Annotated in this window: 16 protein-coding genes; 10 read left to right on the top strand and 6 right to left on the bottom strand. The window is 74.1% G+C overall.

Going from position 1 to position 19,491, the window contains the following annotated elements:
* Positions 1–28 precede the first annotated feature (28 nt).
* From MID12_RS16325 to MID12_RS16305, 5 genes are read right to left on the bottom strand one after another with little or no spacing between them, the layout of a single operon-like run.
* Complete coding sequence (locus MID12_RS16325; protein WP_263168109.1) at positions 29–1,369, bottom strand: sulfatase; 1,341 nt, start codon at positions 1,367–1,369, stop codon at positions 29–31.
* Complete coding sequence (locus MID12_RS16320) at positions 1,366–3,279, bottom strand: ABC transporter ATP-binding protein (RefSeq protein ID WP_263168106.1); 1,914 nt, start codon at positions 3,277–3,279, stop codon at positions 1,366–1,368. The genes MID12_RS16325 and MID12_RS16320 overlap by 4 nt, the downstream gene beginning before the upstream one ends.
* The gene (locus MID12_RS16315; protein ID WP_263168104.1) at positions 3,276–4,127 is read right to left on the bottom strand and encodes an ABC transporter permease; all 852 of its coding nucleotides are present in this window, start codon (positions 4,125–4,127) and stop codon (positions 3,276–3,278) included. Before MID12_RS16315 ends, MID12_RS16320 begins: the two co-directional genes overlap by 4 nt.
* A complete protein-coding gene (locus MID12_RS16310; RefSeq protein ID WP_263168102.1) occupies positions 4,124–5,080 on the bottom strand; it encodes an ABC transporter permease in 957 nt (318 codons plus the stop codon). Before MID12_RS16310 ends, MID12_RS16315 begins: the two co-directional genes overlap by 4 nt.
* Positions 5,077–6,627, bottom strand: a complete 1,551-nt coding sequence (locus MID12_RS16305) for an ABC transporter substrate-binding protein (protein WP_263168100.1) — start codon at positions 6,625–6,627, stop codon at positions 5,077–5,079. The genes MID12_RS16310 and MID12_RS16305 overlap by 4 nt, the downstream gene beginning before the upstream one ends.
* A 541-nt stretch (positions 6,628–7,168) precedes the next feature.
* Between MID12_RS16305 and MID12_RS16300 the strand changes: the two genes are divergently transcribed.
* Entirely contained in the window at positions 7,169–7,708 is a 540-nt protein-coding gene (locus MID12_RS16300; RefSeq protein ID WP_263168097.1) for a polyketide cyclase, read from the top strand.
* Positions 7,709–7,735: 27 nt separating this feature from the next.
* Here MID12_RS16300 and MID12_RS16295 read toward each other — a convergent pair whose 3' ends face one another.
* Positions 7,736–8,179 (bottom strand): ATP-binding protein, encoded by a 444-nt coding sequence (locus tag MID12_RS16295; RefSeq protein ID WP_263168095.1) that lies wholly within the window; start codon positions 8,177–8,179, stop codon positions 7,736–7,738.
* Between the two features lie 347 nt (positions 8,180–8,526).
* Here MID12_RS16295 and MID12_RS16290 point away from each other — a divergent pair, with 347 nt between their 5' ends.
* From MID12_RS16290 to MID12_RS16250, 9 genes are all read left to right on the top strand, one after another.
* A complete protein-coding gene (locus tag MID12_RS16290) occupies positions 8,527–9,390 on the top strand; it encodes a hypothetical protein (protein ID WP_263168094.1) in 864 nt (287 codons plus the stop codon).
* A 290-nt stretch (positions 9,391–9,680) separates the two neighbouring features.
* Complete coding sequence (locus MID12_RS16285; RefSeq protein ID WP_040257405.1) at positions 9,681–10,418, top strand: YcnI family protein; 738 nt, start codon at positions 9,681–9,683, stop codon at positions 10,416–10,418.
* Between the two features lie 60 nt (positions 10,419–10,478).
* Complete coding sequence (locus MID12_RS16280; RefSeq protein ID WP_040251456.1) at positions 10,479–11,144, top strand: SCO family protein; 666 nt, start codon at positions 10,479–10,481, stop codon at positions 11,142–11,144.
* A complete protein-coding gene (locus tag MID12_RS16275) occupies positions 11,141–11,635 on the top strand; it encodes a copper chaperone PCu(A)C (protein WP_263168090.1) in 495 nt (164 codons plus the stop codon). Before MID12_RS16280 ends, MID12_RS16275 begins: the two co-directional genes overlap by 4 nt.
* A 4-nt stretch (positions 11,636–11,639) precedes the next feature.
* Positions 11,640–13,706, top strand: a complete 2,067-nt coding sequence (locus tag MID12_RS16270) for a copper resistance CopC/CopD family protein (RefSeq protein ID WP_263168070.1) — start codon at positions 11,640–11,642, stop codon at positions 13,704–13,706.
* Between the two features lie 3 nt (positions 13,707–13,709).
* Positions 13,710–15,185 (top strand): iron uptake transporter deferrochelatase/peroxidase subunit, encoded by a 1,476-nt coding sequence (gene efeB, locus MID12_RS16265; RefSeq protein ID WP_263168069.1) that lies wholly within the window; start codon positions 13,710–13,712, stop codon positions 15,183–15,185.
* Positions 15,186–15,252: 67 nt separating this feature from the next.
* Positions 15,253–16,188, top strand: a complete 936-nt coding sequence (gene pheA, locus MID12_RS16260) for a prephenate dehydratase (RefSeq protein WP_168539350.1) — start codon at positions 15,253–15,255, stop codon at positions 16,186–16,188.
* Between the two features lie 693 nt (positions 16,189–16,881).
* Positions 16,882–18,153 (top strand): serine--tRNA ligase, encoded by a 1,272-nt coding sequence (gene serS, locus MID12_RS16255; RefSeq protein ID WP_078845017.1) that lies wholly within the window; start codon positions 16,882–16,884, stop codon positions 18,151–18,153.
* 7 nt (positions 18,154–18,160) lie between these two features.
* Complete coding sequence (locus MID12_RS16250; protein WP_040251444.1) at positions 18,161–19,003, top strand: HAD family hydrolase; 843 nt, start codon at positions 18,161–18,163, stop codon at positions 19,001–19,003.
* The last annotated feature ends 488 nt before the right edge of the window (positions 19,004–19,491 follow it).

Raw genomic sequence — 19,491 nt, 5'->3', positions numbered from 1 at the left:
TCCCGCGCACCCGGCACCGCGGGACCCTTCATCTCGCCCATGGTCCGCCGGTCTCGGGGACCAGCGCACCGTACCGCGGCTGCCGGGGCCAGGGCTGCGGGGCCAGCGGGCCCGCCAACAGCGGGTCGCCGCTTGCCTGTTGCCAGTCGCGCAGTTCGGCGGCGAGTTCCTCGCGCAGGGCGCCGTGCGCCGGGTCGGCCGCGAGGTCGGTGCGCTCCCAGGGGTCGGCGCGCAGGTCGTACAGCTCCTCGGCCGGGCGGTGCCGCAGGTGGTCGTCGCCGAGGCCGCGCCGGGTGGGGCTGGACTCGATGTCGCCGGGCAGCGCGAGGCGGGGGCGCTCCTCGAAGTTGCGGACGTACTTGTGGGTGGCGGTGCGGACGGCGCGTATCGGGTCGTAGCCGTCGTGGAAGTTCTTCTCGGTGAAGATCCGCGTGCGGGCGGGGGCCGGGTCGCCGCCTCTCAGCCACTCGGCGTGGCTGACGCCCTGGACCTCCCCCGGCACCGGCAGGGAGAGGGCGTCGAGCACGGTCGGGACCACGTCGACATGGCTGAACAGCCGGTCGGTGGCCCCGCGCGGCGCGCCCCAGGCGGCGGGCGGCCGGGTGAGCAGGGCCACCTCGGTGCCCGGGTCGTAGAGGGTGGACTTGCCGCCGGGGAAGGCCATGCCGTGGTCGGTGGTGAAGAGCACCCAGGTGTCCTCGGCGATCCCGAGCCGGTCCAGGGTGCCGAGCAGCCGTCCGACGGCCTGGTCGGCGACCCGGATGGAGCCCTGGAAGGAGGCCAGGTCGTCGCGGGTCCAGTCGTTGTCGGGCAGGTAGCCGGGGACCTCCACGGCGGCCGGGTCGTCCGGCGGGTAGCGCTCGGGCGGGTAGGGGCGGTGGGTCTCCTCGAAGCCGACGACCAGGAAGAAGGGCTCGGGCGCGGCGGCGTGGCGCTCCAGCCAGTCGACCGCGGCGTCGGTGACGGGACCGCAGTACTCGCGCTCCAGATGGGTGCGGCGCAGCGCGAAGCACTCCTCGTAGCCGAGCCGAACCGGGTCGCTGGACTCGTGCTGCATCCCGGCGAGCGCGGTGCGGTAACCGGCCTCGCCGAGGAGGGCGGGCAGGGTCCGTACGTCCGGCTTGTACTCCCAGCCGAGGTGGGCGAGGCCGAGCAGCCCGTTGTCGTGCGGATAGCGGCCGGTGAAGAGCGAGCCGCGGGCCGGGGAGCAGAGCGGGGCGGTGCCGAAGGCGCGGTCGAAACGGATGCCCTGGTCGGCGAGCGCGTCCAGGTGCGGGCTGTGCACGCCGCCGCGGCCGTAGGTGCCGAGATGGCGGCCGAGGTCGTGCCAGTGCACCAGGAGGATGTGGGGGCGGGCGGGGTCGGTCATGTCGTCTCCTTGGCGGAGGTCGTCTCCGGGGCGAGGGGGGCCGGGCCCTGCGGTACGGCGCCGGCCGCGGCGAGCAGGGAGCGGGTGTACGGGTGCCGGGGGCGGGCGCAGACCTCGTCGGCGGTGCCGGTCTCGACGATCTCGCCGCGGTAGAGCACGGCGATGCGGTGGCTGATCTGCCGGACCACCGCCAGGTCGTGGCTGATGAAGAGCATCGTGAGGCCGAGCGAGGCGCGCAGTTCGGCGAGCAGGCCGAGCACATGGGCCTGCACCGAGACGTCGAGCGCGGACACCGGCTCGTCGCACAGCAGCAGCCGCGGCTCGGTGGCCAGCGCCCGGGCGATGCCGATGCGCTGCCGCTGGCCGCCGGAGAAGTCGGCGGGCCGCCGCTCGGCCGCGCTCTCGTCGAGGCCGACCAGGCGCAGGAGTTCGGCGACCCGGGCCCGGCGCCGGTCGCGGTCGTCCATGCCGAGGGCGCGCAGCGGCTCGGCGAGCGCGGTGCCGATACGCATCCGGGGGTGCAGGGAGGCGTACGGGTCCTGGAAGACCAGCTGGATCTCCCGGCGCCGGCGTGCGCTGCGGTGGGCGCCCAGCTCCTCGCCGTCGAAGCGCAGGCTCCCGGAGCTGGGGCGCTCCAGGCCCACCAGGGTCCGCGCCAGGGTGGACTTGCCGCTGCCGGACTCGCCGACCAGGCCGAGCGTCTCGCCCGGCGCGAGGCTCAGGCCGACCTCGGAGAGGGCGGTGGTACGGGTGCGGCGCGGACCGGCGTAGTGCTTGCTGAGTCCGGTGACCTCGAGCAGCGGCGGCGCGGTGCCGACCGCGCGCAGCACGGGCGCGGCGACGGGGGTCGCGGCCGGTGGCGCCGCCGGGGTGCCGGGCTCGGCGGTGGTGACATGGCAGGCGACCAGCCGCCCCCGGCTCGGGGTGAGCCGGGGCTCCTCGGTGCGGCACCCGGCGGTGGCCAGGTGGCAGCGGGGCGCGAAGCGGCAGCCCCGCCGGTGCTCGCCGAGGGCGGGCGGGCGGCCCGGCACCGCGGCGAGCGGGCTCCCGGCCGGGGCGTCGAGGCGGGGCACGGCGGCGAGCAGGCCCGCGGTGTAGGGGTGCCGGGGTTCGTTCAGGACGGTGTCGACCGGGCCTTGTTCGACGAGGGCGCCCCCGTACATCACGGCGACCCGGCGGCAGGAGCGCGCCACCACGGAGAGGTCGTGGGTGATGAGCACGACGGCGGTGCCCAGTTCGCGGTTGACCCGGCCGATGAGGTCGAGGACCTGGGCGCCGACGGTGGCGTCGAGGGCGGTGGTCGGTTCGTCGGCGATGAGGACGGCGGGCTCGCCGGCCAGGGCCATGGCGAGGGCGACGCGCTGGCGCTGGCCGCCGGAGAACTGGTGCGGGCGGCGGCCCATCCGGTCCGCCGCCTCGGGGATGCCGACCAGGTCGAGGAGTTCGGCGGCGCGGCGGCGGCGCTCGGCGCGGGAGCGGGAGCCGTGCGCGCGCAGGGCCTCGTCCAGGTGGGCGCCGATGGAGAGCAGCGGGTTGAGGGAGGACATCGGGTCCTGGAAGACCAGGCCGACCTCCTTGCCGCGGATCTCCCGCAGCCGCCGCTCGGACAGCGTGCCCACCTCGGTGCCGCGCAGCAGGACGGTGCCGCCGGTGACCCTGCCGCCCCGCGGCAGCAGCCGGGGCACGGCGAGGGCGGCGGTGGACTTGCCGGAGCCCGACTCCCCGATGATGCCGAGGAAGTCGCCGCGCCCGACCCGCAGTCCGATGCCGTCGACGGCGACTCCGCCGCCCTCGGCGGTGCCGTCCGGCGGGCCGAACTCCACGGTGAGCCCGGCGATGTCGAGGACCGTCTCGCCCTCGGGGACCGCCTCGTCGTCGGGGACCGCCTGGTCCCCCGGGGTCTGGGTCATCGGTGGCTCCTGTTCAGCGCGTCGGCGAGGGTGTTGAAGCAGAGGACCAGCGCGACGATGACGAGCAGCGGCCCGGCGGCGAACAGCGGCTCGCTGCCGAGGTACTGCACGGACTCCTGGAGGACGTTGCCGAGCGAGGGGTCCGGCGGCAGCACGCCGATGCCGACGAAGCTCATGCCGCCCTCCAGGAAGACGGCGGTGGACAGCGAGAGCGCGAGCTGGACGGTGAGCGGGTCGAAGGCGGTCGGCAGCAGATGCCGGACCAGGAGCCGGCCGGGCCGCACCCCGGCGAGTTCCGCGGCGAGGATGTACTCGCGCCGCCGGTGCGCGAGCATCGCGTCCCGCACCACCCGGGCGCACAGCGCCGACTGGGAGATCACCACCGCGGCGGTGATCGAGCCCTGGCCGGTGCCGAGGACCGCCGCCACGGCCACCGCGAGGATCAGCGAGGGGAAGGCGAGCAGCACGTCGAGCACCCGCTGCAGCACGGCGTCCACGGCGGCGGAGCGCAGCGCCGCGAGCGCGAGCAGCACGCCGATCGCCCCGGCGCCGGACACCCCGAGGACGCCGACCACCAGGTCGACCCGGAGCCCGTACAGGACCCGGCTGAACACATCGCGCCCCAGGTCGTCGGTGCCGAGCGGGTGCGCGGCGCCGGGCCCGGCCAGGATGTCGTCGGACTGGGCGACCGGATCGTGGGGCGCGAGCAGCGGCGCCAGCGCCCCGGTCAGCACCAGCAGCGCCACCACGGCCAGGGCCGTCCGCGCCCGGGCCCCGGCGAGCCGGGAGGGGAGCCGGAGCCGGGCGAGCGGCCGCGAGGTGAGCGGTTTCGCCGCCCCCGCGCTCATGACGCACCCCGCAGCGCGATCCGCGGATCGAGCCAGGCCCGGGCCGCCTCGCCGAGCAACTGCAGGACGACGAAGGCGGCGACGGCGAGCAGCAGCAGGTCCTGCACCACCAGGAGGTCGTGCGAGACGATCGACTGGATCAGCAGCTGCCCGAGTCCCGGCCAGGCGAACAGCGCCTCGACGATCGCCGATCCCGCGAGCAGATTGCCCACCTGGACCGCGGCCACCGTGATCACCGGCGCGAGCGCGTTGGGCAGCGCGTGCCGCAGGATCAGCCGGCGGCGGCGCACCCCGAGCCCGGCCGCGGCGCGCGTGTAGTCCTCGCCGAGCGCCGACTGGAGGCCGTCGGCGAGGAAGCGGGCGAGCACCGCCGCCACCGGGAGGGCCAGGCACACCGCGGGCAGCAGCAGGAACTGCACCGCGAGGTCCGGGTCCTTCGCCAGCGAGGCGTGGCCGCCCGGGGGCAGCACCGGCAGGGCCACCGCGAAGACCGCGATGAGCACCGTGCCGGAGGCGTAGGGCGGCACCGCGAGGGCCAGCGTGGTGACGGTCTTCGCGGCGCCCCTGACCAGCCGGTTGCGGGCGGTGGCGGCCAGCACCCCGAGCAGGAAGCCGAGCACCGCCGCGATCAGGCTCGCGGCGAGGGTGAGTTGGAGGGTGGCGCCGAGTCCGCCCCGGATCAGCTCCCCGATCGGGCGGCCCAGGACGTACGACTTCTCCAGGTCCCCGGTGAGGATGCCGTGCAGCCAGCTGCCGTACTGGGCGGGCAGCGGGCGGTGCAGTCCGAGGTCGGCCTCGATCGCGGCGAGCTGCTCCGGCGAGGCGTCCGCCCCGGCGACCGCCGCCGCGGTGCTGCCCGGCACGAGGCGCAGCAGGCCGAAGATCGCGACGGAGGCGAGCAGCAGGGTCACGAGCAGCGAGAGGGCCCGCCGCAGCAGGTAGCGCGCCGTCATGCCGCGTCCAGGGTGGCCTCGTCGAGGTCGAGGGCGTCGAACATCGACCAGTCGAGCCCCTTCAGCCGCCTCGTCATCGTCATCGCGGCCCCGGTCTGCACCAGCGAGATCACGAACTGCTCCCGCAGGAGTACGGAGTTGAGGGTGTCGTACGCCTCCCGGGCGGCCGCCCCGGTCGCCGTCCACGCCGTCTCGGCGGCCTTCGCGTACTCCTTTCCGGTGTAGCCGGAGGCGTTGGCGTCGTAGCGGAAGGGCTTGGCGCCGGTCACCAGCGAGGCCGGGTGGAGGTGGGCGAAGCCGTGGGTGTTGATCCACAGCTCGGGCAGCTCGCCGCTGCCGAGCCGGGCGCCGAGGTCCGCGCCGAGCAGCGGCATCAGCCGCACCTCGACCCCCACCTCGGCCAGGTCCGACTGGACGATCTGGGCCAGGTAACGCGTCGCGGGCAGCGAGGAGTTGTACGCCAGACGCAGCGGCCCGCGCGGCGCGCCCCCGGCCTCGTCGAGCAGCTTCCTGGCCTTGGCCGGGCGGTGCGTGTAGTGGCCGGTCAGCTCGGGCCGGTGGGCCGGTGAGGAGGCGGGCCAGGGCAGGCTGGTGGGTTCCGCGGTGCCCTTGAAGACCACCTCGGCCATGCGCTCCCGGTCGACGGCGTACGACAGGGCCTGGCGCGTCCGGCGGTCCTTCACCGCCTCCTTGCGGACGTTGACGCCCAGGTACCAGCCGTTGTCCCGGGTGTCGGTGAAGCGGGTGGTGAAGCGCTTGTCGCCGCTCAGGCCCGCCACGTCGGCCGGGGCGAGGCCGGGCACGAAGTCGCTCTGCCCGGTGCGCAAGGAGGCGACCAGGGACTGGAGTTGGGGGATGGTGCGGATCCGGACCCCGGCGAGGCGGGGTGTCCCGCGGCGCCAGTAGCGCGGATTGCGGACGAGCACCGCCTCGTCGCCCGCGGCCCAGCTCTTCAGCCGGAACGGGCCGGTGCCGATGATCTGCTTGCCGCCGAGCAGCCCCGGCAGGGTCTTCCGGTCGACGACCGGCATCAGCTCGAACAGGTCGAAGAGGTTGTTCACGGGCCGGGACAGCCGCAGTTCCAGCTCGTGGTCGCCGCGCGCCCGCAGACCGGTCACGGCGGCCGCGGTGTTGATGAGCTGCGAGGTGTTCTTCGGGTCCTGCTGGGCGCGGATCGAGGCGATGACGTCCGCGGCGGTGAACTCCCGGCCGCTGTGGAAGCTCACGCCCTCGCGCAGCCGCAGGGTGAGCCGGCGCCGGTCGGCCGACCACCTCCACTCCCGCGCCAGTTCGGGGCGCGGCTCCAGGGTGCGGTGGTCGTAGCGGGTCAGTGAGTTGAACAGCAGCCGGGCGACGGTGAAGTCGTTGGCGTTCTGGCTGAAGAGCCCCTGCGGCTGGATGTCGGCGATCTGCGCCAGGCGCAGTACCTCGCCGGAAGCGCCGGAGGACTGCCCGGAGTCCGCCGCGGAACGGCAGCCGCCCACGGCGAGCGCGGCGGCACCGCCGCCCAGGGCGGTCAGCAGATGGCGTCTGTTCAGGTCAACCATGGTGGGGTCGTCCCCTCGGAAGTCGTGGAGCGGTCGCGGTGTACGTAAGGTCCCGCCGCGTACCCCGCGCCCGGACGAGGATCCCTAAATAAGGAGTCCTAAGTAAGGGGCGTGCAGCGCGGCCGTCCGGCGGTGGTACGGGGTGGCGATCAGGCGGTGCGGAGTCCTGGCACCGGCGCGGGCCCGGGGGCCTCAGGGCGCGGCGGCGGATCCCGGCGAGGAGGCGCTCAGCGACAACAGCAGCTGGCGACGAGCGCGAAGTCCACGCAACGGCGCCGGGTGAGCTGCGGAGTGGGAGGCATGCGGCACAGTCTCGCCGCCTCGCGACCGCTTCTGTCAAGTTCCGTGCGAGGTGAGACCGGACGCGCGGGGAGCGGCCGGGAAGGACGAACGGGGACAACTGCGGATAATCGCGGGCGACTGCGGGTGACTGCCGGTCCGGTGACCGATGAGTTCCGCCTCGCCGTCCCGTCTGCCAGGTGGGGAGGTTCCCCCTCCGGCTTCCGCGTCCGCGGGGGACCGGGGCGAGAGGAGAGGGAGCGTGGGCACGGTGACCGAGGAGAAGGGACACGGTGACCGAGGAGAGGTGGGCCCGATGACCGGGGACAAGGTGAGCGCCGTGTCGACCGTCGCCGCGCCCCTCGCGCGGGTGTTCGCGGTGCTCGCGGATCCGGGGACCCATGCGGCGATCGACGGCACCGGCTGGGTCCGACGGGCCGCCGACCGGGCGCCGCTGACCGAGGTGGGGCAGGTCTTCCGGATGGAGATGTACCACCCGGATCATCCGGACGGCGACTACCGGGTGGCCAACCAGGTCCATGTGCTCGACCCGCCGCACGCCATCGGCTGGCTGACCGGACAGGAGAAGGAGGACGGCCGCCTGGAGTTCGGCGGCTGGTCCTGGCGCTACGACCTCCTGCCGCTCGGCCCCGCCGCGACCGAGGTCACGCTCACCTACGACTGGTCCGCGGTGCCGCCGTCCATCCGCGCGTACCTCGCCTTCCCGCCCTTCGGCCCCGGGCACCTTCCCCAGTCGCTGCGCCATCTGGCGGGGTTGGTGGGCTCGGGGTCCGGGGCCTGACGAGGGCGGCCCGACACGGAGGCGGGCCTACGCCGTCAGCAGCGTCGGCTGCTGCTTCCACTTCAGGATCTTGTCGAAGCTGACCACGGCGCCCTCGCCCGGGGCGTTGTCGAACTCCACGTGGTCGGCGAGTTCCTGGATCAGGTAGAGGCCGCGGCCGCTCTCGCAGTCGGCGGGGAGGGCGCGGGGTACGGAGCGGGCGCGGTCGCCGGGGAAGCCGGGGCCCGCGTCGGCGACCTCGATGCGGCAGCGTTCGCCGTCCAGGTAGGCGGTGACGCGGTAGCCGCCGCCGGTGGCGGTGCGGCCGCCGTGCTCGACGGCGTTGGCGCAGGCCTCGGTGAGGGCGACGGAGAGGTCGTAGGAGATGTCGGGGTCGACGCCCGCCGTCTCCATGGCTCCGACGAGCAGGCGACGGGCGAGCGGAACGCTCGCGGCGTCGCGCCTCAAGTGGAGGGACCACCAGATGCTCATGCTCCAGCCTCCAGGCCGCGGCTCGACATACCGATACGTATTGCCGCACGCGAGGGCCGGTAAGCACGGAGTTGACGTGATACCGCCCATACGGCGGACGCGCGTGTTCCGGCGACCGGTGTAGGGATCGAGGCGCCGGACGGCCCCGGAGGCGGTACGGGCCCGGCCCCGGGAGGCGGTACGGGAGCGGGCGAGCGGCGGTACGGGACCGGCGCGGGCGGGCGGTACGGGAGGGGGCGGGTGGCGGCCGGAAACCGCGTCGCGGAATCGGGCGTACCGGGCGCGAGCGCGCATTCCGTGGACCTGCCGCCGGAGCCGCGCGGCTCTGGTGGGATGATGCCTGGGCCATGACTGCCCCCCGAGACCAGGCGCGCGCCGGAGTGGGACTCCGGCTGCTGAGGGCCGCGGTGTTCGCCGCGGCCTGTGTCGCGCTTGCCGCCGCGGGGCACTCCCTGGCCTCCTGCACCCGGGTGCCGCTCGCCTCGCTGGCCGCGGGCTTCACCGCCGTCCTGGTGGTGGCCGTGCTGCTCGCCGGGCGGAGCCGTTCGCTGCCGGGGATCGCCGCGCTGCTCGCCTGCGGACAGCTCGGCCTGCACACGCTCTTCGGACTCGGGCAGCACGCGGTCGCCGCGGGCGGCGCCGCCACCGGGGCCACCGCGAGCGCCGGGTCCGCCGGGAGCGCCGGTGCGGCCGGGCGGTCCGTCGCCGAGCAGGCGGCCCAACTGCTGTGCGGGGTACCGGCCGCGGCGATCGGTCCCGCGCGGGCCCGCCGGGTGCTCACCGACGCGGGCATCGACCCGGTCGCCGGCCCCGGCATGGCGGGACACCACCACGGCGCGGGGCACGGCACGGGGCACGCCGCCGACCAGGCCCTGGCCGCCGGGCACGCCGCGCTGCTGCCCTCGCTGCCGATGCTGCTCGCCCATCTGCTCGCCGCCGTGGTGGCGGGCTGGCTGCTGCGGCACGGCGAACGCGCCCTGTTCCGGCTGGTCGCGCTCTCCGCGCGCGGCGCCGTCGAGGCCGCGCTGATGCGCGGGCTGCGCGCCGCCCTCGCGCTGGTGCGCGCCCTTCGCGCGGGCGCCCGCGAGCTGCCCGCGCCCGCGCGCCTTCGCCACCGGCGCCCCGCCCGCGCACCGAAGCCCCAGGGCGCCCGCCTCCAGCACTCGGTGATCCGGCGCGGACCGCCCGCCGCCCTCGCGCTCGCCGCCTGACACGGCGCACTTCCGCCCGCCGCGCTGCCCGGTCCCGGTGACCGGCCGCGGCCCCGGGGAGAGGTGCCGTGCGGCGGGCGCGCCCCGTGCCGTCGGCCGGGGCCCCGTATCCACCTCCTCGTTCGGCGGGCCAGCGCGGCCCGTCCGTCCCCGTGAACACCGCTGAAAGTGATGTGTCCGCTGTGCTGAAGTCCACCGCGCCGAAGAGCGCTGTACGCAACGACGCCGTACCGAACGACACCGTGCCGGAGACCGGGACGACCGTGTCCGCGGACCGGCGCCGCCGGAACGTGCGGCTCGCCCGCCTCGGCGTCGTCGGGGCCACCGCCGCCACCGGCCTCGCCCTGTGCTGCGCCCCCGCCTTCGCGCACGTCAGCGTGCAGCCCGAGGGCCCGGCCGCGAAGGGCGGCTACGCCACGGTCAGCTTCAAGGTGCCCAATGAGCGCGACCAGGCCTCGACCACCAAGCTGGAGGTCAGCTTCCCCGAGGAGCACCCGCTGGCCTCGGTGATGCCGCAGCCGGTGCCGGGCTGGAAGGCGAAGGTCACCAAGTCCACCCTCGACAAGCCGCTGGAGTCGCACGGCAAGAAGATCACCGAGGTGGTCAGCAAGGTCACCTGGACCGCCGACGGCAAGGGTGTCGAGCCGGGCTTCTTCCAGAAGTTCCCGCTCTCCCTCGGCCAGCTGCCCGAGGACAGCGACGAGCTCGTCTTCAAGGCCGTCCAGACGTACTCCGACAAGGAGGTCGTCCGCTGGATCGAGCCGCAGCAGGAGGGGCAGCCCGAGCCGGAGAACCCCGCCCCCGTGCTGCAGCTGACCGCGGCCGAGGAGGAGGGCCACAGCCACGGCGGCGGCACGGACGCCGACAAGGCCGCCGAGGGCAAGTCCGGTGAGAAGTCCGCCGAGAGCGCCTCCGGCGACGACGGCGGCAGCGACACCACCGCCCGGGTGCTCGGCATCGCGGGCATCGTCGTCGGCGTCGCGGGCGTGGCCTTCGGCGTCCTCGCGGGCCGCCGCCGCACCAGCTGAACCGCCACCGGGGCGCCGGGCCGCGCGGTCCGGCGCCCCTGACACCCAGGGATCCCCCGCATGCGCAAGCACACTCTCCTCGCCGCCGCCGCACTCAGCGCGGCGGCACTGACCCTGACCGCCTGCGGCGGTGGCGGCGACGGGGACAAACCCGTCGCCGAGGTCTCCGCCGAGAGCGGCCCCGAGAAGGCCGCGACCGTACTCGACAAGCCGTTCACCAAGCCCGATCTGGTGCTCACCGACACCGAGGGCGAGAAGTACGACCTGCGGGCGCGGACCAAGGGCAAGCCCACCCTGCTCTACTTCGGCTACACGCACTGCCCGGACGTCTGCCCGCTGACCATGAACAACATCGCCGTCGCCAAGCAGGCGCTGAAGAAGAAGCTGCCGAAGGCCGAACGGGACCGGCTCCAGGTCGTCTTCGTGACCACCGACCCCGGCCGGGACACCCCGAAGGAGCTCGGCAGCTGGCTCGACCAGGTCGACGCCGACTTCACCGGCCTGACCGGCGACTTCGCCACCATCCAGGCCGGGGCCCGGCAGCTCGGCATCAGCATCGAGCCCTCGTACAAGGACAAGAAGGGCAAGGTCGTCTCCATGCACGGCACCCAGGTGGTGGCCTTCTCGCCGAAGACCGACGCCGGGTACGTGCTCTACGGGGAGCAGGCGACCGTCGACGACTACACCGCCGACCTGCCCAAACTCCTGAAGGGGGCGACCCCGTGAGGCCCGGAGCCCGGCGCCCGCTGCTCGCGGGCGGCGCCCTGCTGCTCGCCCTGGCGCTCGCGGGCTGCTCGGACTCGGACTCCGGCTCCGGCTCCGGCTCCGGCTCCGGCGGCGAGTCCGGACCGGAGCTGACGGTCGGCGGGGCCTATATGCCGCAGCCGCTCGCCGCGGACATGGCGGCCGGTTTCCTGACCGTCACCAACAAGGGCGGCACCGACGACGCGCTCACCGCGGTCAGCAGCGAACTCGCCGAGAAGGTCACCCTGCACGAGACCGTCGACCGGTCCATGCGGGAGGTACGGGAGTTCCCGGTGCCCGCGGGCGGCCGGCTCCGGCTGGCGAGCGGCGGCAGCCACCTCATGTTCGAGGGCATCAGCCGCAAGCCGGAGCAGGGCGAGAAGGTGCCGGTGAAGCTGACCTTCGAGAAATCCGGGACGCTCACCGTGCGGCTGCCGGTGAAGTCCGCCACCTACCAGCCCCGGGAGCGGTGATCCGGTGAGGAGCTCCGCCGCACGCCGGGTGCGTCTGCTGCTGTGCGCCATACCGCTGCTCGCGGCGGCGCTCCTCCTCGGCGCGGCGCCCGCCTCGGCGCACGCCGCGCTGCTCGGCAGCGACCCGAAGAAGGACTCCGTCGTCGACACCGCGCCCGAGCGGGTCACCCTGACCTTCTCCGAGGACGTCGGCCTCTCGAAGGGCTCGCTGAAGGTCCTCGACCCGGACGGCAGACGCGCCGACAACGGCGAGGAGCGCGGCCTCGGCCAGGACCGGTACGCCGTCGGCCTGCACGCCGGGCTCGGCGACGGCACCTACACCGTGACCTACCAGGTGGTCTCGGCCGACAGCCACCCCGTCGCCGGCGCCTTCACCTTCTCCATCGGCGCGCCCTCGAAGACCAAGGTGGCGCTCGCCGAGACCACCGCGGGCGGCGGCCCCGTCGGCACCCTCTACGGGATCGCCCGCTATATCTCGTACGCCGGTTTCGTCCTGCTGGCCGGGGCAGGGGCCTTCCTGCTCGCCTGCTGGCAGGGCGGCGCGGCGGTCCGGCCGCTGCAACGCCTGGTGGTGGGCGGCTGGCTGACGCTGACCGCGGGCACCCTGCTGCAACTGCTGCTGCGCGGTGCGTACACCACCACCGGTGCCTTCGGCGATGTCCTCGACCTCTCGCTGATGGGCGAGGTGCTCCAGACCAAGAGCGGCGCGGCCCTGGTCTCGCGGCTGCTGCTGCTCGCCACCGCCGCGCTCTTCATCGCCGTCCTCTTCGGCGCCTTCGTCCGCCGCGGCGAGGAGGGGCAGGCCGACGCGCGCAAGGACCTCGCCTTCGGGCTCACGGGCGGCGGCGCCATCGTGGCCGCCGGGATCGCGAGCACCTGGGCGATGGCCGAGCACGCCTCGACCGGCATCCAGACGGGGATCGCGATGCCCGTCGACGTCCTGCACCTGCTCGCCGTCGCCACCTGGCTCGGCGGCCTCGCGGCCCTGCTGACCGCCCTGTACACCGCGCCGGAGCTGCCCGCCTCGGCCGTACGCCGGTTCTCCCCGATCGCCTTCGGCAGCGTGGTGGTCCTGGTGGCCACCGGCACCTACCAGTCCTGGCGCCAGGTCGGCACCTGGTCCGCCCTCACCGGCACCGACTACGGCCGCCTCCTCCTGGTCAAGATCGCCCTGGTCGCCCTCCTCCTCGGCGCCGCCTGGTTCTCCCGCCGCTGGACCGGCCGCCTGACGTCCGCGTCCGCGGCAACCGCGGGAACAGACGGGGCGGACGGTTCGGTAAAGGGGGCGGAGGAGAGCGCCGCCCTCGCGGAGGAGGCGCCCCGTACGGATGACTCGGGTGCGGACGGCCCCGGTACGGCGGCGGCGGACCGTACGGAAGCGGTCGGCCGTACGGAAGATGCCGACCGTACGGACTCGCCGGACCCGGCGGAAGCGGTCGGCCGTACGGACTCGACGGACCCCGCGGAAGCAGCCGGCCCCGCGGTAGCCGTCGCCCCCGAGCGGGCCGCGCAGCTCGCGCGGCAGCGGCGGGCGGTCGCGGTGGCGCGGAGCAAGCGGGTCCGGGACGCCGATCCGCACCGGGCGCGGCTGCGCCGTTCGGTGCTGGTGGAGGCGGGGGTCGCGGTGGTCCTGCTCGCCGTCGCCACCGCGTTGAGCGCGACCGAACCGGCCCGTACCGCCGAGCAGTCGGCCGCGGCGGGCGGGACCGGGGGCGGGCCGACCGACGGCCAGCCGCTGTCGGTCACCCTGCCCTACGACACCGGGGGCAAGGACGGCCGCGGGCAGGTGCAGCTCGAACTCGACCCGGGCCGCACCGGCGGGAACGAACTCCACGCCTACGCCCGGACCTCCGACGGCGGCCCCGCGGACCTGCCGGAGCTGAAGCTCGCCTTCACACTCAAGGCCAAGGACCTCGGGCCGCTGGCCGTCACCCCCGAGCGGGTCGTTGCCGGACACTGGACCGCCGAGGGCGTACAGCTGCCGGTGGCGGGTGACTGGCGGGTCGCGGTCACCGTACGGACCTCGGACATCGACCAGATCACCGTGTACAAGACCATGAAGATCGGCTGAGCCATGGCACAGAAACCCCCGACCGAGCACGGGGCCCGGGACGCCGTCCAGAAGGGGCGGCGGAAGGAGTCCTCGCAGGAGCAGCGGGACGATTCCCCGCAGGGGTCCCGGGACCGCTCGGCTTCGGGGGCCGCGCGTACACCCGGGGCGGCGGATGCGCGGGGCGCGGACGCCCGGGGCGCGGATGCCCGGGGCGCGGATGCCCGGGGCGCGGATGCCCGGGGCGCGGAAGGCGCCGGGTTCTCGCGGCGCAGGCTGCTGGGGACGGCCGGGGCGACGGGGCTGGTGCTCGGGGCGGCGGGGGCCGGGACCGGGTACGCGGTCGGGGAGGCGGGCGGTTCCGGGGAATCGGGCGCCGAGGGGCGGCCGTTGAGCGCGCTTGGCACGGACATGGTGATGTTTCACGGGAAACATCAGCCCGGGATCACCACCCCGATGCAGGCCCATGGGCATCTGCTCGCCTTCGATCTGGCGCCGGGCGCGGGGCGCAAGGAGGCGGCGGCCCTGCTGCGGCGCTGGTCGGGGACGGCCGCGCGGCTGATGGCGGGGGAACCGGCCGCCACCGCGGGCGGACGGGACACGGATGTCGCCCGGGACGCCGGGCCCTCGCTGCTCACGGTCACCTTCGGTTTCGGGCACAGCTTCTTCGCCCGCACCGGGCTGGAGCGCAGCCGCCCGGACGCCCTCGATCCGCTGCCCGACTTCTCCGCCGACCGGCTGGACAAGGGCCTCAGCAACGGCGATCTCTGGGTGCAGATCGGGGCACAGGACGCCCTGGTCGCCTTCCACGCGCTGCGCGCCCTGCAGAAGGAGGCCGCGGGGGCGGCGCGGGTGCGGTGGCAGATGAACGGCTTCAACCGTTCGCCGGGTGCCACCGCCCGCCCGATGACCACCCGCAATCTGATGGGGCAGATCGACGGCACCAACAACCCCAAGCCCTCGGAGAAGGACTTCGCCCGGCGCGTCTTCGTGCCCGAGGACGGTGCGCCCGCCTGGATGGCGGGCGGCTCCTACGCCGTGGTCCGCCGGATCCGGATGCTCCTCGACGACTGGGAGCAGCTCTCCGGCGGCGAGCAGGAACGGGTCATCGGCCGCCGGAAGTCCGACGGCGCCCCGCTCAGCGGCGGCACCGAGACCACCGACCCGCGGCTGGAGAAGACCGGCCCGGACGGCGAACTCCTCGTCCCGCTCGACGCCCACGCCCGGATCACCCGGCCCGACCAGAACGGCGGCGCCGCCATGCTCCGGCGGCCGTTCTCCTTCCACGACGGCATCGACGCCGACGGCGAGCCGGACGCCGGGCTCCTCTTCATCTGCTGGCAGGCCGACCCGCTCCGCGGCTTCGTCCCGGTGCAACGCAAGCTCGACCGCGGGGACGCCCTCTCGAAGTTCCTGCGGCACGAGGCGAGCGGGCTGTTCGCGGTGCCGGGCGGGGCGGCGCAGGGCGAGTACGTGGGGCAGCGGCTCCTCGAGGGCTGACGGCGGCATGATCCACATCAGCGCCTCGGGGGACGGGCGAGGTGCTCCGCACGACTAGGCTGACCGCATGTCCGCCACGCGTTATACCTATCTCGGTCCCGAGGGCACCTTCACCGAGGCAGCGCTGCGCAAGCTGCCGGAGTCCGCGACCCGCGAGCTGATCCCGATGGTCTCGGTGCCGGCCGCGCTGGACGCCGTACGGGCCGGGGAGGCCGAGGCCGCGCTGGTCCCGATCGAGAACTCGGTCGAGGGCGGCATCACCACCACCCTGGACGAGCTGATCTCGGGCGAGCCGCTGCAGATCTACCGGGAGGTGCTGCTTGAGATCAGCTTCGCCCTGCTGGTGCGCCCGGGGACCACGCTCGCGGACATCAAGACGGTCACCGCGCACCCGGCGGCCCAGCCCCAGGTCCGCAACTGGCTCGCGGCCCATCTGCCGGAGGCGGTCTGGGAGTCCTCCGCCTCCAACGCGGACGGTGCCCGCCTGGTGCAGGAGGGCCGCTTCGACGCCGCCTTCGCGGGTGAGTTCGCCGCGGCGACGTACGGGCTCGAACCGCTGGTCACCGACATCCACGACGCCGAGAACGCGCAGACCCGCTTCGTGCTGGCCGGCCGCCCGGCCCGGCCCGCGGCGCCGACCGGTGCCGACAAGACCTCCGTGGTGATCTGGCTCGGCGAGGACCACCCGGGCGCCCTGCTCGAACTCCTCCAGGAATTCGCGGTACGCGGGGTCAACCTGATGCTCATCCAGTCCCGGCCGACCGGGGCGGGCATCGGCAACTACTGCTTCGCGGTGGACGCCGAGGGGCATATCGACGACCGCCGGGTGGGCGAGGCGCTGATGGGGCTCAAGCGGATCTGTCCGCAGGTGCGCTTCCTCGGTTCCTATCCGCGGGCGGGGGTCAGCCGGGCCGATGTGCGTCCGCTGCGGCAGGGCACCTCGGACGCGGAGTTCGTGGCCGCCTCCGACTGGCTGCGGCAGTGCCGGGACGGGCGGCCGTAGAAGAGGCGCCGCGGAACCGGGCGGCCGCAGAACCGGACAGCCGTGAACACGGCAGCCGCAGAACCGGGCGGCCTTTCGGCTAGTCCTACCTGCAGATCTACGTCATCCACAGAGTTATCCACAGGCTTCCGGCTCGACCTGGGGACAAGTCGACAAGAACGAGCGGGGCGGTCGACAAATCGCTCCGGAAAGCCCGCAGAACGCCCAGAGGCGCCCACCTCACCCCTCGTCCACGCATTCCCCTCGACCGACTCCTCGGAGCGCGGGAATTTCCCTCGAAAGCAGTGGTCGTTCTGGCACGGATCGGGAATCCTCGCCCCGGCATGCCGGTTTGCAAAAGATCACGAACGACTGTCCACAGATCTTCCCCACACCCTGTGGATAACCAACCGGACTCGCTGATTCCTGTGGACAACCGAGCGGCACCCGAGGGCCCGCGACGGCCCCGAATCCCCCGCCACCCGGCCGCACGCCCGGCCGAAGTCAAGGCGAATACGGCGACCCTCCCCTCCCGGGGAATTGCGGACTTCTCCTTGACGAGCGCGAATTCCGGCATTTCACCCATCGATCAAGGAACGGCGAGGGGTCGCCAGGTCGGAGGCGGACAAACTCCCAATTCCGGCATTTCCGACCTACCGCCCGTGATCGTATTTCAGGTCGAAGAGCCCGCCCCCGCACCGGTAGCCTGACCGCGTGATTGACCTTCGCCTGCTTCGTGAGGACCCCGACCGTGTGCGCGCCTCCCAGCGCGCCCGTGGAGAGGATGTCGCCCTCGTCGACTCCCTCCTCAGTGCCGACGAGCGGCGCAGGGCGTCCGGCGTCCGCTTCGACGAGCTGCGCTCCGAGCAGAAGTCGCTCGGCAAGCTCATCCCCAAGGCCTCCGGCGAGGAGAAGCAGGAGCTCCTGAAGAAGGCGGGCGAGCTGGCCGCCGCGGTCAAGGCCGCCAACGCCGAGCAGGACGAGGCCGACCAGGAGGCCAAGGCCCTCCTCCTCCAGCTGGGCAACATCGTCCACCCGGACGTCCCGGTGGGCGGCGAGGAGGACTTCCTCGTCCTGGAGACCGTCGGCACCCCGCGCGACTTCGGCGCCGAGGGCTTCGCGCCCAAGGACCACCTGGAGCTCGGCCAGTCGCTCGGCGCCATCGACGTGGAGCGCGCCGCCAAGGTCTCCGGCTCGCGCTTCTACTACCTCACCGGCATCGGCGCCCTGCTCGAACTCGCCCTCGTCAACGCCGCGATCGCCCAGGCCACCGAGGCCGGCTTCATCCCGATGCTCACCCCGGCCCTGGTGCGCCCGCACGCCATGGAGGGCACCGGCTTCCTCGGCCAGGCCGCCGAGAACGTCTACCACCTGGAGAAGGACGACTACTACCTGGTCGGCACCTCCGAGGTCCCGCTCGCCGCGTACCACATGGACGAGATCATCGACGCCGGGAAGCTGCCGCTGCGGTACGCCGGTTTCTCGCCCTGCTTCCGCCGCGAGGCCGGCACCTACGGCAAGGACACCCGGGGCATCTTCCGGGTGCACCAGTTCGACAAGGTGGAGATGTTCTCCTACGTCGACCCGGCGGAGGCGGAGGCCGAGCTGGACCGGCTGCTCGCCTGGGAGAAGCAGTGGCTGTCCTCGCTGGAGCTGCCCTTCCAGGTGATCGACGTGGCCACCGGCGACCTCGGCGCCTCGGCCTCGCGCAAGTTCGACTGCGAGGCGTGGATCCCGACCCAGGGCAAGTACCGCGAGCTGACCTCGGCCTCCAACTGCCTGGAGTTCCAGGCCCGCCGCCTGTCGATCCGGATGCGGGAGAGCGGCAAGGTCCGCCCGCTCGCCACGCTCAACGGCACCCTGTGCGCGGTGCCGCGCACCATCGTCGCGCTCCTGGAGAACCACCAGCAGGCCGACGGTTCGGTGCACGTACCCGAGGTGCTGCGCCCCTACCTCGGCGGACGCAGCGTCCTCAGCCCGAGCTGAGCGCCCCGTGACCACTGCCGGTGCACCCGGATTCCCGTACCGCCTGGTCGCCACCGACCTCGACGGCACCCTGCTGCGCGGCGACGGCACCGTCTCCCCGCGCACCCGCGAGGCACTGAGCCGGGTCACCGCGGCCGGGGCCGCCCATCTCGTCGTCACCGGGCGGGCGGTCACCTGGACCAAGCCCATCCTGGAGGGCCTCGGCTACCAGGGCCTCGCGGTCTGCCTCCAGGGCGGGCAGCTCTACGACGCGGGCGCCGACCGGCTGCTGAGTTCGGTCACCCTGGACCGGCAGCTCGCCGCGCTCGCGCTCGCCCGGATCGAGGCGGAGACCGGACCGCTGGCCCTCGCGGTCTGCCGGGACGGCGTGGACGGCGAGGTGCTGATCGGCCCCGGCTACCGCACCCTGGAGGGGCTGCGCGCCACCTGGGTGGACCGTCCCGAGGACCTCTTCACCGCCCCGCTCGGCAAGGTCTACCTCCAGCATCCGGAGCTCGGCGACGACGAACTCACCGCCATAGCACGGAAGGTGGCCGGTGACCTGGTCGACGTGACCATGGCGGGATCGCACATCGTCTCACTGCTGCCGCTCGGCCTGAACAAGGCCACCGGTCTGCGGCTGGCCGCCCGCCGCCTCGGCCTCGGCGGCGCGGAGGCGATCGCCTTCGGGGACATGCCCAACGATCTGCCGATGTTCCGCTGGGCCGGGCACGCGGTGGCGATGGCGGACGCGCACCCCGAGGTACGCGCCGCCGCCGACGAGGTGACCGCCTCCAACGAGGAGGACGGCGTCGCGGTGGTCCTGGAACGCCTGCTCGCGGCGGCCGGGGAACCGGACCCGGTGGGCTGAGCGGAGCCGGGCTCAGCGGAGGGCGTCCCGTACGGCTCAGGCGTCGACGGCGGTCCGGTCGTTGCGGTGACCCTGTCGGTGGTCCGGTTGTCGGTCGTCCGGTTGTGGGTGGACCGGTTGTGGGTGGACCGGTCGTCAGTGGTCCGGTCGTCGGTGGAGGATGCGCGGGTCGAACGCGCGCGGGGCGGGCGGTGCGGAGACCGCCCGCGTCCGATCCCGTCCCGTACCGCCGCGGGTGCGCGGCTCTCGTACGGGCCGGTTGCCTTGCCACTCGGCCAATCCTCCGGGTGGGCGGCCTCGCGCGTGAACGCGCGCTCGAAGCGGCCGCCCCGGGCAGCTCCCCGTAGGGACGGAAGGGGCCGCGGGACGAGCGCGGCCGCGAGCGGTTGAGGGCCGCTCGGCTACCTGCCGTCGTCGGCTGCCCCGCAGGGAGCCGACGCCGTGCCGTTTCGCATCGTCGCGCTCCTCTCCCGGAACATGAGGGCGCC

The organism is Streptomyces sp. SCSIO ZS0520 (genome assembly GCF_025643355.1).
GTDB classification, from domain to species: domain Bacteria; phylum Actinomycetota; class Actinomycetes; order Streptomycetales; family Streptomycetaceae; genus Streptomyces; species Streptomyces physcomitrii.
The sequence above is the reverse complement of the archived record's forward strand: the minus strand, read 5'-3'. Positions and strand labels throughout refer to the sequence as shown.

Excerpts from the sequence above, each read along its gene's own strand:
- MID12_RS16295 (WP_263168095.1), bottom strand. The coding sequence starts at position 8,179 with ATGAGCATCTGGTGGTCCCTCCACTTGAGGCGCGACGCCGCGAGCGTT.
- MID12_RS16325 (WP_263168109.1), bottom strand. The coding sequence starts at position 1,369 with ATGACCGACCCCGCCCGCCCCCACATCCTCCTGGTGCACTGGCACGAC.
- MID12_RS16310 (WP_263168102.1), bottom strand. The coding sequence starts at position 5,080 with ATGACGGCGCGCTACCTGCTGCGGCGGGCCCTCTCGCTGCTCGTGACC.
- pheA (WP_168539350.1), top strand. The coding sequence starts at position 15,253 with ATGTCCGCCACGCGTTATACCTATCTCGGTCCCGAGGGCACCTTCACC.
- MID12_RS16280 (WP_040251456.1), top strand. The coding sequence starts at position 10,479 with ATGCGCAAGCACACTCTCCTCGCCGCCGCCGCACTCAGCGCGGCGGCA.
- MID12_RS16320 (WP_263168106.1), bottom strand. The coding sequence starts at position 3,279 with ATGACCCAGACCCCGGGGGACCAGGCGGTCCCCGACGACGAGGCGGTC.
- MID12_RS16315 (WP_263168104.1), bottom strand. The coding sequence starts at position 4,127 with ATGAGCGCGGGGGCGGCGAAACCGCTCACCTCGCGGCCGCTCGCCCGG.
- MID12_RS16290 (WP_263168094.1), top strand. The coding sequence starts at position 8,527 with ATGACTGCCCCCCGAGACCAGGCGCGCGCCGGAGTGGGACTCCGGCTG.
- efeB (WP_263168069.1), top strand. The coding sequence starts at position 13,710 with ATGGCACAGAAACCCCCGACCGAGCACGGGGCCCGGGACGCCGTCCAG.
- MID12_RS16305 (WP_263168100.1), bottom strand. The coding sequence starts at position 6,627 with ATGGTTGACCTGAACAGACGCCATCTGCTGACCGCCCTGGGCGGCGGT.